Here is a 14,030-nt window from a genome sequence, read left to right as displayed (position 1 = left end):
TATGAAACGCATCCTTGCCATTGTTCTTCTGAGCGTGATAGCGGCGGGCCCGTCCTACTCACAGACTGCTGCGAGGGGCGTCTTCGATGTGGAACAGCGTCGTGCCGCTCTCGCACAGCCTACCAATGTCGCGATCCGGGCCGCTTGCCTCGCGATCCCACGGGAGGCGTCATGGGCCACGCTCAAGCCTATCATGTCCCTCAAATCCACTGAGGGGTACGGGACGGACGGATCGGCCAATGACTATGCCTGGGCGGTGATGGTTCTGACGGGACGTGCTGTTGGTGGCGACGCAGCGTCGGAACTCGCACTCCGCGAGCTGCTGGTTACCTGGGCGGATGCGAATGCCTTTACTCAAACGGAAGTCGAGAGCGATGCCTATTATGCGCTCAAGCGCGCGCTCCTTCCGACCATCATCGGTTACTCGGTCGTTCGATGGAATCCGGACGACGAGCAGCGGCGCGCCATTTCGGCTTGGATCGGCTCCCTCGTCAGAAAGGTGGACCACACCTTCGATGGATCGGTCGACCACAACAACCACCGCTATCTCACAGACAGCGTGCTGATGGCATGGGGGGCTGTGGCGGGGGATGAAGCTCTTTACGCCAAGGGCATTGATCGTTACCGCGCGATTCTCAAAGAGGCGCGAGTGGACGGAAGTCTTCCCCTCGAGACGCGCAGGGGAGCGCGAGCCCTGTGGTACATGCGCCAATCGCTTTCCAGCATGACGGTGATGGCGGAGATCGCGGCAGCGCAGGGAACGGACCTTTATGCCCTGAATGAAGGAGGCGTCACGTACGACCGGATTCTGTCCTACACCCTCAACGGGATCACAGAGCCGAAGGTCGTCCTAGCCTATGCGTCGGAAAACTACATCCCCGGCGAGGAGTCGGATTTCCGCAAGGCCGATCTGGGCTTTCTCACCAAACGCGGCCACGGGCGCCATTACATGGCGTGGGCGGAAGCCGTAATCGCCCGCGACCGATCCGGGCTGGCGACGCGCAGGCTGAAGGCTCTTTTCGTCCGCAGCGTCAAGATTGACAGGCCTCTGATCGACGAGTTCGCGGGAGGCAATGCGACATGCATGTGGGGGCGCTGATGATGAAACGTTCAAGCCTCGCAGCCATCGTCGCGACAAAGGCGCTTCTGGCGCTCACACCGGCATGGTCGCAGTCCCTGTCGGAGCAGGAGATACGCGACCGCTTTACGACCGTCATGCAGCGGATCGAACAGTTGCATCAGCGGCATGATCAGGATGCTTTCATCGAGCAGGCGCAGATCCTTCAGAGAGGAGTGCCCCTCAGTGAGACGAATCCGCTGCGCAGGGCTCAGCCGGACGAGGCTGCGCGGCTCCTCGATCGCGCCTTGGCAACGCCCGGGCCGCGTTGGCCGGAAGCTGCCGTTCGACGTGCCAAACTCTTGCTGAACACAGATACCGACGAGCCTTCGAAAGTGCGCGCGGCGGAGCTCCTGCGCCGTGCCGCCGCCATGCAGAACAGAGAAGCGGCCTATCTGCTCGCCGGTTTGATGGAGGCGGGGAATGGTGTGCCGCGCGACACGGCCGGAGCCAAAGGGTTATACCAGGTCGCACTGCGCCTGGGTCATGGCCTGTCAGGTCTTGCTCTTGCACGGCTCGAGAGCGATGCGACGAAGGCTCATGTTTTCGCCACCCAGGGCCTGCGGCTCCTGTTCCAAGAGGCGCGCCAGGGGTCCGGGGATGCTGCGAGAACACTCGCCGATCATTATCGCTCAACCAGCGAAAGCTCACCTGAGCGATTGAACGTCGCTATCGAATGGTACCGGCGAGCGTCCGATTTGGGAGATGCGGAGGCGTCGTTCCAGCTCGGGCGGATCAAACAGGACATCAGGTCTCCCCTGTATCGGCCCGATGAGGCGCGTTCCGATTTCGAGAGGGCAGCCAAGGGTGGGTTGTTGGAAGCGGCGCTCCTTCTTGCTGAGGATCCTTACAACGGCGGGTCTCTTGGTGTTCCCGCCGCGGAGGCCGAGATCTGGCTCAAGAGGTCTCTCGAAAGCAAGTCGCCGAGGGCCCTGGTCGCAGGCATCGAGATCCGAAGCCAGCAGGGGCGGGAAGGGCGTGAGGAGGCGAAGCTCTACCTCGCCGAGGCCCTGAAGGATGCCGGGCGCGAACCGATGGTTCTCGTCGCCCTGGGACGCTATCTGCGCGCCGGCGATCTCATCGGGAGAAACGTCCCGCTTTCACTCGCGTTTTTCGACAAGGCTGCCGCGCATGACAACATAACGGCCGGGTACGAATATGCGCGCACCGTGTTCGGCTTCCCGGACGCGGCGACGGAGCCGATGAGAAGGATCGCGGTTGAGCGTCTTCAGAATGCGGCGGAGCGCGGCTACGTGAAGGCCGCGGTGACCCTCGGCGATGTTCTGATGAACGGCAGCGGCGTCGATCCGGCGCCTTCGGAAGCGCGGCGCTGGTATGAGAAGGCCGTCGAAGGCGGGTCGACGATCGCGCTCGTGCGTCTTGGTGATCTGTACCTTCGACGATCCGACACGATGGATGTCTCCCGCGCGATCGAATGGTACCGCAAGGCAGCGGATGCGAGTATTTCAACCGCGATGATTCGCCTCGGGCGCATGTTCAGCGAAGGTCAAGGCGTCCCGCAGGATTATGCGCTGGCGGCCACATGGTTCAGTCGTGCGGCGGCCGCAGGCAGCGGTCCTGCCATGGTGGAGCTGAGTGCACTCTATTCGCGCACCGGCGGACCGGGGCATTTCAATCTTGCACGGGACGTCCTCGAGAAAGCGGTTCGAGCCGGGGACGCGCGAGCATCCATCGCTCTCGCGAAGCTCTATCTTGCACGAGGGGAGCAGCCCCTCGCGGAAGCGGTGTTGAAGAAGGCGGCGGACAGTGGGGATCCCGAAGCCGCCATCTGTATGGCGGAGCTCTATTTGTCGGGATCAGCCGATCAGCCGGCTCTTGCTCGCCGCTGGCTCGTGTCGGCTGAGAAAGCCGCCGCCGGCAATAATGAGCTGATGGTTCGAATTGCCGTTCTGCAGCTGAAGGATGCGGCTCTGCGCAGACAGGCGACCGCGACTCTGGAGGCGATCGCTCGAAAGAACGACACCGATGCCATGACGGCTCTCGCGGAGGCGCTGCTGGACGGGGCCAGCATCGGGCCCGATCCTGAACGCGCGGAGGCGCTTCTTTTGCGGGCCATTCAGCTTGGGGACGATGGAGCGCGCTTCGTGCTTGCCAAGGCCTATCGTGAGGGGAATGGTCTCGAAAAGAACCCCGCTCGCGCCGTCGCGCTCTACCGCGAGATCCGTAGCGACGAACCGGACGACGCGAAGGTGCTGCTTGCCTTGGGCGAGGCTTATATGCGCGGCGAGGGAGTTCCCCGCGACCCGGCGCTTGCGACTCAATTCTACGCGCAAGCTGCGCGAAATGGAGATCCTGAAGGAAAGGCGCGTCTGGGGACGGCCTATCTTTATGGAGGTGGTGTTCCTCACGACGGAGCCGAAGCCGAGCGCCTTCTTTCGGAGGCCGGTGAGGGCAGTGTGATGACGGCGAGGCTCCAGCTCGGAGAGGCCAAGGCTTCCGGCATGGGAACCGCCATCGATCCGGAGGGGGCGTTCGCATCCTACCTGCGGGCCGCGGAGGCGGGATCGCCTGAAGCCATGATCGAGGTGGCGCGCGCGATCAGACAAGGCTTCGGCACTCAGGCCGACCCGGCTTTGGCGCAATCCTGGCTGGAACGGGCGGCGCGCATGGGGTCGCAGGATGCTCTCTATGAGCTTTATCGCGTGAACGCGGTCGCCAAGGATGCGAAGCCGCAGGAGGCGGAACGGTGGCTCGTTCAGGCGGCACGGAGCGGCCATGCCGCTGCCATGTACCATCTCGCGCTGCGCTATCGCCCATCCTCACCCGATCAGAACAGCATCGATGGGAACGAATGGCTCGCCAGAGCCGCGCAAGCCGGTCATTGGCAGGCGATCAAGGCGATCCGCAAGAAGAAGCTGCCCGAGCCTGGAGACGGCGACGACGATGAATAGGCATCGACAGAACAGCGACGATTCCGGGGCGAGGGGAGATGCCATCATGAAACAGTCGGCCGGCGAGCATGGTTCGGTGACAGCCCGATTGACAGGCTCGCGAGGAGCCTCGATCGCGATTATTCTTGCAGGATTGATCGCCGCTTCGGGCCCTCTCCAGGCCCAGACGGGCAATTCCCGTTCCTTGGCGCCCACGGCCGATTTCCGCAAGCTCTGCGCCGCTCCCCCGAAGGTCGTGCTGACGCGGGATTGGAGGAAATGGGACAAGAAGCAGGCCGTGCGCAACCTCGACGAGATGTTTGACGCGGCCGCGCTCTACGCGGCTGGTTCACCCCAAGTCGCTCGCGATCCGGTGACGGCCCGTAGGCTGCTGGAAGAGTTGTCCGCCCGCACCTGGCCGGGGAAAGGGCGGGCGCTCTATCGCCTGGGCCAGTTGATGCTCGATCCTGCGGCGGGTCCCGTCGACGCCGAGCGGGCCGCGTCGTTGTTCTCGTCCGCAGCCTCCATGCTTCACATGGATGCCGCCGTTCAGCTCGCCCGGCTTCATGAGCAGGGTCGGATCAAAGGGGCTGATGTGAAGGAGGCTGAACGTCTTCTGCGGACGGCCTCCGCGGCGGGCAATGTCGACGGCGTGATCGGGCTCGCGCGTCTCCAGCGGAGCGGCCGCATTGGTGTGGTATCGCAGACCGCGACGGAAGATCTCATCAAGCTTGGGCTTCTCATTCTTTACGGCGATCTGGGGCGAGGGAAGTGCAGCTCGCTGTATGAGATCGGCACGATTCTGTCCGACGAAACACTCGTTCCAGGCGGGTTGCCGGAAGCGATGAAGTGGTTCGAGGCGGCTGCGCGGCAGGGCGATTATCGGGGGGACATGGCACTCGCCGAGATCTACATGCAAGGAAAGGTCAATGCCGGGCCGGGCGTTGTCCTCATGCATCTTACCAAAGCCGCCGAGGCGGGCTCAGCGCAAGCCATGACCTCGCTGGGTGAGTACTACCTGCGCGGGGAACGTGCACCCAAGAACATCGCCAAAGCCGTGGCTTGGCTGGAGAAGGCGGGAACGTACGCCGATGTGGACGCCTACAAGCTCCTGTCCCGGCACTATCGTGGGGAGTTCGGATCGCCTCCGGATCTGCCGAAGGCAGCGGATGCGCTGTCCCGAGCCATTGCTCTGCCGGGGCATACGTCCAGCGTCATCGTTTCGCTCGCCCGCCTTTATGCGGTCGGAATCCAAGGGCAACCGGACATCGAGCGCGCGCTCGCCCTCTACCGGCAAGCAGCCGACAGTGGAGACCCCTCGGGCCTGACGGAACTTGCCAAACTCCTGCTCGCCCGGCCGCAGGATGCTCACGGGACGGATGTTCTCGGGCTCCTCAATGAGGCGGCTGGCCGGGGAAATCCTGATGCCATGGGCCTCCTCTCCGACCTCTACGAATGCAGTGCCGTCGTTCCTCCGGATATGGAGCAGTCACGGTCCTGGTTGATGCGCGCGGCGGCGGCGGGGCACGCCCGCAGCATCGCGGCACTCGCCTCACAAGCCGATGTCGACCCTGAGGCCAAGCGTCGGAGTGCGGAGGCGCTCAAGCGTTCTGCGGAGAAGGGGGATCGCGAGAGCATGGTGTACCTGGCTCTTGCCTACCGGACTGGGCGAGGGGCCGAGCGGGACGAGCGTCTGGCCGCTGAATGGCAGAACGCCGCGCTGGCTCCGGGTGAGGACCTTTCTCGAGCTCAGCTTCTTCTGGCTCGCAAACTTCTGACCAGTGGGAACACCGAGGCCGACCGAACACTCGCACGCAGTCTTCTTGAAGAGGTCGTCAAAGGAGGCGATGCGAGTGCTATGTTCGAGTTGGGACGGGCTCTGGTGTCTTTCAGCCAGCCCGGGACTTCCGAGAACACACGTGGCGTGATGCTTCTCCAGAAAGCGGCTGCATCCGGTGTCGTTGCCGCGATGGTAGAGCTGGCCGAACAGCCTGACGATCAACTCCGCGCCACTGGTAAGGCAGCCGGCGACTGGAGAAGAGCTGCGGCGGAGGCCGGGAATGCCCGTTCCGCCATTGCACTCGCCGCCCTTGCCAAGGACCCGGCTCATGCGTCTGCATGGATCGACCGGGCCGAGGCGCTTCCGGTCTGCTCTGCGAGAGACATGGTGGATTTGGCGCAGATCCAGCATCGCATGAACAATCCTCACGCGGCCGAACGGGCCCGCCTCTGGCTTCAGCGCGCAATTGCCGACATGAAGCTTCATGAGCCGGATCCGGCGACGCTGTTCCAGATCGGCCGTGCCATGCTCAATGGCGTCGGAGGACCCTTCGCCCCGCAGGAAGCAGTGACGTATGTCGAGCAATCCGCCGAAGCAGGGAAGGTGGAGGCGATGCGCTTCCTCGGCCGCAACTATGCCTCCGGAGCCCTGGGAGAGGGCATGAGCACTCTCGCCGTCGAGTGGCTGGTCAAAGCCATGCAGGCTGGAGACGAGGGCGCGGCGTCCGATCTGTCCCGTCTGGCAGCGACATCCGAGGGCGATGCTGGATCTGCCGTTGCAGCTCTCAAGGAGTCTGCGGACAAGAGCTTCGTCCCCGCTATGCGCGAATACGGACGCAGTCTTCAGTTCGGCTTTGGCGTGGCTGCAGATCCTGCGCAAGGGGCCGTGTGGCTACGCAGGGCAGCCGAGGCGGGCGACATCGTCGCCATGAAGGAACTCTCACGCGCCTATGCATCAGGCTACGGCGTGGAATTGTCGGCGAATGTCAGCACCGACTGGCTCCTGCGCGCCGCCAATGCGGGCGACACGGAGGCCATGTATGGCGTCAGCCTCGCGATGACGCTTGGATTTGGAACTGAGGTGAATGCGGACGCTGCACAACGATGGCTTGCGACTGCCGAAGCGACGACGCGCAAGTGATCGTTCGAGAATGGCCGACATGAAGCACAATCTCGATCGCCGAGGATAAGTGTAAGGAGAAGCCGATGATCAGAACGAGCCACATTGCGCTCCTGAGCTGCCTTCTGGCGAGCAGCGCGCTCGCTGCACCGGAGCGGCAGGAGAACGCGCCTGCCGCGTCCTCTCCCGTTCAGGCCAGCCCCAGCACGGCGAAGTTGAAGGCGATGCCGACCGCGCGCCTTCTCAAGCTCGGGCAGGCCGCTCTCACGGCCGAAGTCGAAACGCCGGCTTTCACGACGGGGCTTGAAGCTCTGAAAGTTGCGTCCTCGCGGGGAGATCGCCTTGCGACGCGGATGCTCGGCAAGATCATGGCGCGCCATGATCTCGACGTCGCGGAGAATGGTCCTGCCCGCATCGAGAGCCGGCTGCGATACGAAGCGATGCAGGGAGCCTCCAGTTCTGTCCTGGCCATTGCAGGGATGTACGACCGGGGCGATGGCGTTCCCAAGGACGCGAAGAAAGCGGCCGAGTGGTATCTCTGGGCTGCAAGGGTGGGGAATCGTCGTGCGATGGCGAATGTCGCCTATTCCTTTGGAACCGGGCGAGGGGTTGCGCGTGATGAGGAAACAGCCTTGAAATGGCTCAAGGAGGTCAATCCTGGCCGTGCCCGGATAACGCTTGTCGATATCGGGTGGGCGTTGGCGACCGGATCGGAGGGGGCGGCAGACATGCCGGCGGCTCTGCGCTTCTTCGAGAAAGCTGCGCAGATCAGTCCGAATGTCGCTTACCAGATCGCACTCGATCTTGAGCGCGGCACGAATGGGATACAGAACCGGGACGCTGCTGGACATCTGATCCGAGTTGCCGCCGAGCGCGGCGACAGTGCCGCGGCGACGCATCTCGCAAACATACTCGCGGGCAGCGACAAGCTCGAGGATCAGCGCCAAGCCGTGCAGTGGTACAGTCTGGCCGCTCTCGACAAGGAAAATTCCGCCGCAGGGCAAGGACTCTCGCGGCTCATCGCCTTGCGCCCTCAAGGCGACCTCGTGGCCAGCATAGTCTCGGGCTTGGAAAAAGCAGTGGACGCAGGAAATCACGAGGCTTTCCTCGGCTTGGCGCAAGCGTATTCCGATGGCATCGGCGTGGAGGCTTCGCCCGACCGCGCCGCAACCCTGCTCCGGCAGGCCGCTGATGCAGGCATCCCCGAGGCGAAGTACCGGCTCGGTCTCATGTACAAAACCGGCACCGGCGTCGGCATGGATCTCAACAAGGCCATCGAGCTGATGAGCAGCGCACAGGAAAGCGGATTTCCATTGGCCGCCGTCGCCTTGAGCTCGATGGTCGATCGATCCGTCACGAGTACGCTTCCTGGGCAGACGGCGCCAGCCACGGATAGAGCAGAAACCGCCGCGCAATGATCGGAGCTCATGGTCTATCCCGGGCGGAAGGCATGATCATGCGGTCCGGTGCGCCATCGATGGCAGCCCGCTCGAACCGCACGATACGCGTGAGAATTTTTCGACAAAGTGGATCCGGTCCGCCGCCAAAAGTTGTGCCGCGCGGGAGGAAAGGGCCGATCCCACGCGAGTTGAAGCAATTCTAGCAAGGGCGGCGAGGGTCGATTTTCTCACCCATCTGACCCTTGATACCTGTGTGTTTTCCGGCGATTGCATTGCCGCAGATTCTGCCCTGAGGCCCGCGCTTAACCTTCAAGCTGCCGACCTCATTGTCGCGTAGAGTGTTGGAGTAGGCATTGTTGCCGATTCCGTCTCCGGTTTTATCCCCGCCGAAGCGGATTCCGGCACCGCGATTGCCGTAGACGATGTTGTAGCGGAAGGTGTTGCCGCTGCCGCGGGAATCGAGACCCGCCGACTTTCTGTCCCGCTGCCCTGTACAGCGATTATGCTCAACGATATTGCCGGAAGAACCTTCCTTGATATCGACGCACTCGTTCCCACGCGTGTTGAACGTATTGTGGTGAATCCAGTTCGCATCCGACCGGTCGACGGACGCATCAGGCGCGCCCCTTTGTCCGAGTTGCTCCGGAGCCGTGCCGATGTAGACGCCCTCGCCGTTCTTGCCGCCCTCTTTAAAAACGAAGTCGTGGATGCCGCAGTTCTCAATCGTCGAGCTGGCGATCTCGTTGCGCTGGGCATGATACCGCAGCCGCACGCATTCACCGCCTGCATTCCTGAGATTCATGTGAACGATGCGAAGTCCTGTGACGCCGTCGCCGGGCCGGCTCCCGATGGCGTAGATCAGCTTGTCTCGGTAGCTAGCCTTGCCTTCCGACGCATTGTGCCTACCGTCGATTGTGAAACCGTGCAGTTCAATGTAGTCATGGTTGATCTCGACGATCCTGTTTGCGCCCGCTCCCGAAACGATGGCGCTGCGTCCTCCTTTGATGACGATCGGGCGACCAGGATGACCGTCCCTTACGGTTCTGACGTCTTGAAAGTATCGACCGGGAGCAAGCTCGATCGTATCTCCGGACTTCGCTCGCTCCAGTGCAGCTTGGATGCTGTACAACGGATCGGATTTCGAGCCGGTTCCCACTGTGCTGCCCGAGGGCGACACGAAGTAAGTTTCGGCCCATGCGGCATTCGTGGAGAGCCCAAGGAGCAGCGCGAACGTCCAGCCCGGCGATATGGTTCGAAACGCATATATTCCGCTCATGTGTATCTCCACGCAGATGCCGTGGAAGGGCAGGTGCACCGCGCCGCATTCCACCGCTCCGTGCGGCGCGGTGGCCGCTTCTGCAGGTGCAGTGAACCCCTTATCTTGATTGCAGACTGCGGTGGAAGCATCGTCGCTGTCGCTTATCCGAAATTGCCTCTTTCAGCGGATGTTCTTGGGGGGCGTATTGCTGCAGCGGGTTTCAAATGGGAAATGTCGAGAAGAATGCACATGATCTCATGATCGTGTATCTTATGGCTCTGAAAATCGGCATTCGTTTCAGACCGAAATCCTATACTCCCTAAGCAGTAACAGATACCTCCTTTGCCTCGTAGTCCGGAAACCGGCTGTTCGTATAATTGGAGGTAATCTCTGCGAAAAGGCTCGCTCGTATGACAAATATCCTTCAAGTTACGACGATCTTGGGGTGCAAGAACTCAATGCTCCGTGAGGGGATCAGACACATCTTATCCAGCACGCGGTACAAAGTTCATCCTGAAGATCTGAGTTGCCGCGGTACGACCGTGCCGCAGGTCTACGGTCATGCCCCTTTTCTCTTCATCATCGATAGTAACCTCTACCCGCATGGGATGAACAATCTCGTCCGGGATCTCAAGGCGCAACATGTCAGCGCACGTGTCGTCATTCTCGCAGACGGCTTCGATCTTGAGGAAATGAAGCTCACTCTCCAGGCCGGGGCAGATGGCTATTGCCTTGCAACGACAGGATGCGAGGCAATGATAAAATACCTCGATCTCGTCATGCTGGGGGAGGTGGTTTTCCCGTCGTCAGCTTTCCTGAGCACGATAATGCCATCGGGCGAGGCGACCGCGTCACAGGACGAGGATGCGGCGGTCGCTATGGCTCTTCCTCAGATGGAGCGTTTGGCGGAGGCCAAGGATTCCGTCATTCGCACCCTGTCCAGCCGCGAAGCGGAAATTTTGCAATGCCTCATGGAGGGCGCGCCCAACAAGGTCATCGCACGCAAGCTCGATGTCGCCGAGGCAACCGTCAAGGTTCACATCAAAGCGATCTTGAGAAAAATCCGGGTGGCCAACCGCACCCAGGCCGCCATGTGGGCCGTCAATCATCTGTCCGGTGGCAATCAGGAGCCATCCTGGTCGCAACTTCAGCCGAGCGATAGGGGAATGTCGCAGGCGTCGCCCTTCATGAAAATCTGCTGAAGGCAGAGGACCAGGAGCCCGGCTTCGGCTGAGCGCGCCATGCGGACCATTGGATCACGACCGTGATCCAATGGTCCGCATGATGCATTATCCCGGTTTGGACGAAGCGGGCGGGTCTCAAAAGCGGAGGCCACTTTGGCCGTTCTCTGGCTTAATGCAGATTGTGCGTAAGCTTGATCGTAAATAGCACTCTGCCGGTGGTGTCCGTTGCCTCCAGCCGCCACCGATCCCACTCGATGAGTTCACCCTCTGCCTCGGCGCGAAGCTCCATGACGGCCTTGAGAGCCTGGGCCCAGGCTTGGTCCAAATCCCTGACTTCGACGCCTTCATCGTCGATCATTGTTTCATCGTCGCTAATCAGGTTGAAAAAACATCTCATGATCAGTCAGGCAGATCGGCTTTTCGGTTCGGTTATATCATTTTAGGACGCCTGGCAGGCGTTTCCACAGGCGGCTTCGAGGCAGCAGCCTCGACTATCGTGCAAGATCTTAATCACAGGTGTGCCCTGAATAGCATAGTCGATGTAGATTGATTCGACTTTAGTCTGGTCACTCAACGGACGTTCATAGGTACATAGAGCGTAAGATTCAATTCATGTACTGCAAAAGAAACTATATAACATGCAAAAGGGCATTTTTTTAACAAACTTTTAAGAGATGTGAAGACGAGGTCATTGTAGGAGTGGGTCAAATAAGCTAATTTACCTAAAGAAAAGTATCGTATCCCTCATCTTTCGACTTGAAGCCCAGAAAAAGGCTCTCCTATGCGGAAATCCTACGATCTTGATGGCTCGTCACTTCCAGGCGTACCGCTCACGAGAGATGCCGGGCAGGCCCGATACCTGGAATTGGCCCGCGCGTCAGAGAAAGCCCAGGATCGATACATGAATTCTCAAACGATCCCGACGCTCCTTGTCGAATCCAATACCCTCCTGCGTGAGGGATTGCGACGGATCCTGACGGAGACGGCCTACAATCCTGTCGCCTTGTCTCCGAACCTCGATGGCGTCCTTGCGGAGTGGGGGGCGGAGACCGGCCCGTTTCTGTTGATCATGGGCTGCGCGCGCGATCACGATGAGGCCTGCACCCAAGTTCAGCAGATCAAGAGCCGATACGACTCTGTGCGTGTGCTGATGCTGGTCGATCAGTACGACCTGAAGCAAATCATCTCCGCGTTCCAGGCCGGAGCGGACGCCTACCTGATCAAGTCCGTTTCCTGCGAAGTTCTCGTGAAGACGCTGGACCTGGTCATGCTCGGCGAGGTCGTGTTCCCGTCGGCGGTTCTCGATCTGCTGAACGAGCATGTTCTGCGGCCGAATGGAGAAACCAAGACCCCGGGAGCCGAGAAGGCCGCCGACGAGCAATTTCAGAGCAAGGGATTGTCCGTGCGTGAGACCGTGATCCTGCGGTGTCTGATGGAGGGCGATTCGAACAAGCTCATCGCCCGGAAGTTCGATATCACCGAGGCCACCGTCAAAGTCCACGTCAAGGCGATTTTGCGCAAGATCCATGCGAAGAACCGGACGCAGGCCGCAATCTGGGCCGCAAGCCATCTGCCCGCCGACGGGCAGATGTCGGCTCAGTAAGCGGGACGGTATCACTTCAGGCCGATTGCCTGATCTCTTCGACGATCGTCCGGCCGTGGTCTTCCAGGATCATGGCCGCACCTTTTTCGGCGATCATCAGGGTCGGCGAGTTGGTGTTGCCGCTGGTGATCGTCGGCATGACCGAAGCATCGACGACGCGCAATCCCTCGGTGCCGCGAACCCGCAGGCGCTCATCCGTCACGGCCATGGGATCGCTCTCGATCCCCATCTTCGCCGTACCAGCCGGGTGGAAGATGGTGGTGCCGATATCACGGGCGCCGCTGAGCAGTTCGTCGTCCGTCTTCAGATGGGCGCCGGGCTTGTATTCTTCCGGATGGTATTTCTGAAGCGCTGGCATCGAAACAATGTGACGGACGAGGCGCAGGGAATCCACCGCAACCTGCTGGTCCTCCGGTGTGGACAGGTAAGTGGGCCGGATAGCGGGAGCATCGGCCGCGCTGCCGCTCCGGATCTTGATGCTGCCGCGGCTCGTCGGGCGAAGATTGCAGACGCTCGCCGTGAAGGCGGGGAAGGGGTGCGGCTCTTCGCCGAACTTATCCAGTGACAGCGGCTGGATGTGAAACTGAAGGTTGGGCGTGGCGTATTCGGCGGAGGACCGCGTGAACGCTCCCAGCTGCGACGGCGCCATTGTAAGGGGCCCGCGCCGGAACAAGGCGTATTCGAGCGCCATCAAGCCCTTCCTCACGAGTGAGCGATATTCCTCGTTGAGTGTGCGGACACCGGAAACTTTGTAGATGGGGCGCAGTTGGAGATGATCCTGCAGGTTCTCGCCGACGCCGGGCAGATGCTGAAGGACCTCGATGCCATGCTGCTGCAGAAGAGTGCCGTCGCCGATGCCGGAAAGTTGCAGGATCTGCGGGGAGGCTACCGCACCTGCAGACATGACAACCTCCTTGCGCGCATGAATTCGCCTGAGTTGTCCCTGCTGCAGAATTTCGACCCCGATAGCTCGCCTGCCTTCGAAAAGGATGCGCGTGGCGTGCGCATTGATCTCGAGCTTGAGATTGGACCGTGACAGGGCGGGCTTCAGGAAGCCGCGCGCCGCCGACCACCGCCGGCCGTTCCTCTGGTTGACGTGGAAGTAGGAGATTCCCTCGTTGCTGCCGGTGTTGAAATCGGACGTGCGAGGAATGCCGGCCTCGACGGCCGCTTCGATGAACGTATCGAGGATATCCCAGCGCATGCGCGGCGCTTCCACGCGCCATTCTCCCCCCGCGCCATGATGCTCGCCAGCGCCGAGGTAATGGTCCAGGTGCTGGCGGAAGATCGGCCGGACGTCGTCCCAGCCCCAGCCGTTCAGGCCCATCTGACGCCAGTTGTCGTAATCCTCGCGCTGGCCGCGCATGTAGATCATGGCATTGATGGCCGAGCAGCCGCCGAGGACCTTGCCGCGCGGATAGTTCAGGACGCGTCCGTTGAGGCCGGGTTCGCTCTCGGTCTTGAACATCCAGTCGGATCGTGGATTCCCGATCGCGAAAAGATAGCCCACGGGAATGTGGAACCAGATCCAGTTGTCCTTACCGCCAGCCTCCAGGAGGCAAACGGAATTGCGTGGATCCTTCGAGAGGCGGTTCGCCAGGACGCAGCCCGCCGAACCTCCTCCGATGATCACGTAGTCGAACGTGGTGCTGTCGGACATGTCACGCCTCGCTCGGTC

General features: G+C 61.3%; 9 protein-coding genes. 6 read left to right on the top strand and 3 right to left on the bottom strand.

What is annotated here, in order from left to right; genetic code table 11:
• The first annotated feature begins 1 nt into the window (after position 1).
• The 4 genes from ACS5Q0_RS15345 to ACS5Q0_RS15330 all read left to right on the top strand — a co-directional run bounded on the left by ACS5Q0_RS15345 (position 2) and on the right by ACS5Q0_RS15330 (position 8,325).
• Entirely contained in the window at positions 2-1,099 is a 1,098-nt protein-coding gene (locus ACS5Q0_RS15345) for an alginate lyase family protein (RefSeq protein WP_473127518.1), read from the top strand.
• A complete protein-coding gene (locus ACS5Q0_RS15340; RefSeq protein WP_473127517.1) occupies positions 1,099-4,029 on the top strand; it encodes a tetratricopeptide repeat protein in 2,931 nt (976 codons plus the stop codon). The genes ACS5Q0_RS15345 and ACS5Q0_RS15340 overlap by 1 nt, the downstream gene beginning before the upstream one ends.
• A 46-nt stretch (positions 4,030-4,075) precedes the next feature.
• A complete protein-coding gene (locus ACS5Q0_RS15335; protein WP_473127516.1) occupies positions 4,076-6,928 on the top strand; it encodes a tetratricopeptide repeat protein in 2,853 nt (950 codons plus the stop codon).
• A gap of 65 nt (positions 6,929-6,993) precedes the next feature.
• A complete protein-coding gene (locus ACS5Q0_RS15330; RefSeq protein WP_473127515.1) occupies positions 6,994-8,325 on the top strand; it encodes a tetratricopeptide repeat protein in 1,332 nt (443 codons plus the stop codon).
• A 181-nt stretch (positions 8,326-8,506) separates the two neighbouring features.
• Here the strand turns inward: ACS5Q0_RS15330 and ACS5Q0_RS15325 are convergent, their stop codons facing one another.
• Positions 8,507-9,622 (bottom strand): right-handed parallel beta-helix repeat-containing protein, encoded by a 1,116-nt coding sequence (locus tag ACS5Q0_RS15325; RefSeq protein WP_473127514.1) that lies wholly within the window; start codon positions 9,620-9,622, stop codon positions 8,507-8,509.
• A 353-nt stretch (positions 9,623-9,975) separates the two neighbouring features.
• On the opposite strand from ACS5Q0_RS15325, the gene ACS5Q0_RS15320 reads away from it, so the two are divergent.
• A complete protein-coding gene (locus tag ACS5Q0_RS15320) occupies positions 9,976-10,767 on the top strand; it encodes a LuxR C-terminal-related transcriptional regulator (protein ID WP_473127513.1) in 792 nt (263 codons plus the stop codon).
• Positions 10,768-10,918: 151 nt separating this feature from the next.
• On the opposite strand, the gene ACS5Q0_RS15315 is transcribed toward ACS5Q0_RS15320, so the two are convergent.
• Positions 10,919-11,146 (bottom strand): DUF6894 family protein, encoded by a 228-nt coding sequence (locus tag ACS5Q0_RS15315; protein WP_473127512.1) that lies wholly within the window; start codon positions 11,144-11,146, stop codon positions 10,919-10,921.
• Positions 11,147-11,650: 504 nt separating this feature from the next.
• Here ACS5Q0_RS15315 and ACS5Q0_RS15310 point away from each other — a divergent pair.
• Positions 11,651-12,352: a LuxR C-terminal-related transcriptional regulator gene (locus ACS5Q0_RS15310; protein WP_473127511.1), complete on the top strand. Its 702-nt coding sequence runs from the start codon at positions 11,651-11,653 to the stop codon at positions 12,350-12,352.
• A 16-nt stretch (positions 12,353-12,368) separates the two neighbouring features.
• Here the strand turns inward: ACS5Q0_RS15310 and ACS5Q0_RS15305 are convergent, their stop codons facing one another.
• Positions 12,369-14,012 carry a GMC family oxidoreductase gene (locus ACS5Q0_RS15305; RefSeq protein WP_473127510.1) on the bottom strand — a complete coding sequence of 548 codons (1,644 nt, stop codon included), beginning with the start codon at positions 14,010-14,012 and terminating at the stop codon, positions 12,369-12,371.
• Between the last annotated feature and the right edge of the window lie 18 nt (positions 14,013-14,030).

The organism is Microvirga sp. HS2, assembly GCF_055792805.1.
The sequence above is the reverse complement of the archived record's forward strand: the minus strand, read 5'-3'. Positions and strand labels throughout refer to the sequence as shown.

What these genes read in the sequence shown, in the direction of transcription:
- ACS5Q0_RS15340 (WP_473127517.1), top strand. Translation starts at nt 1,099, where the DNA reads ATGATGAAACGTTCAAGCCTCGCAGCCATCGTCGCGACAAAGGCGCTT.
- ACS5Q0_RS15335 (WP_473127516.1), top strand. Translation starts at nt 4,076, where the DNA reads ATGAAACAGTCGGCCGGCGAGCATGGTTCGGTGACAGCCCGATTGACA.
- ACS5Q0_RS15320 (WP_473127513.1), top strand. Translation starts at nt 9,976, where the DNA reads ATGACAAATATCCTTCAAGTTACGACGATCTTGGGGTGCAAGAACTCA.
- ACS5Q0_RS15315 (WP_473127512.1), bottom strand. Translation starts at nt 11,146, where the DNA reads ATGAGATGTTTTTTCAACCTGATTAGCGACGATGAAACAATGATCGAC.
- ACS5Q0_RS15305 (WP_473127510.1), bottom strand. Translation starts at nt 14,012, where the DNA reads ATGTCCGACAGCACCACGTTCGACTACGTGATCATCGGAGGAGGTTCG.
- ACS5Q0_RS15330 (WP_473127515.1), top strand. Translation starts at nt 6,994, where the DNA reads ATGATCAGAACGAGCCACATTGCGCTCCTGAGCTGCCTTCTGGCGAGC.
- ACS5Q0_RS15345 (WP_473127518.1), top strand. Translation starts at nt 2, where the DNA reads ATGAAACGCATCCTTGCCATTGTTCTTCTGAGCGTGATAGCGGCGGGC.
- ACS5Q0_RS15310 (WP_473127511.1), top strand. Translation starts at nt 11,651, where the DNA reads ATGAATTCTCAAACGATCCCGACGCTCCTTGTCGAATCCAATACCCTC.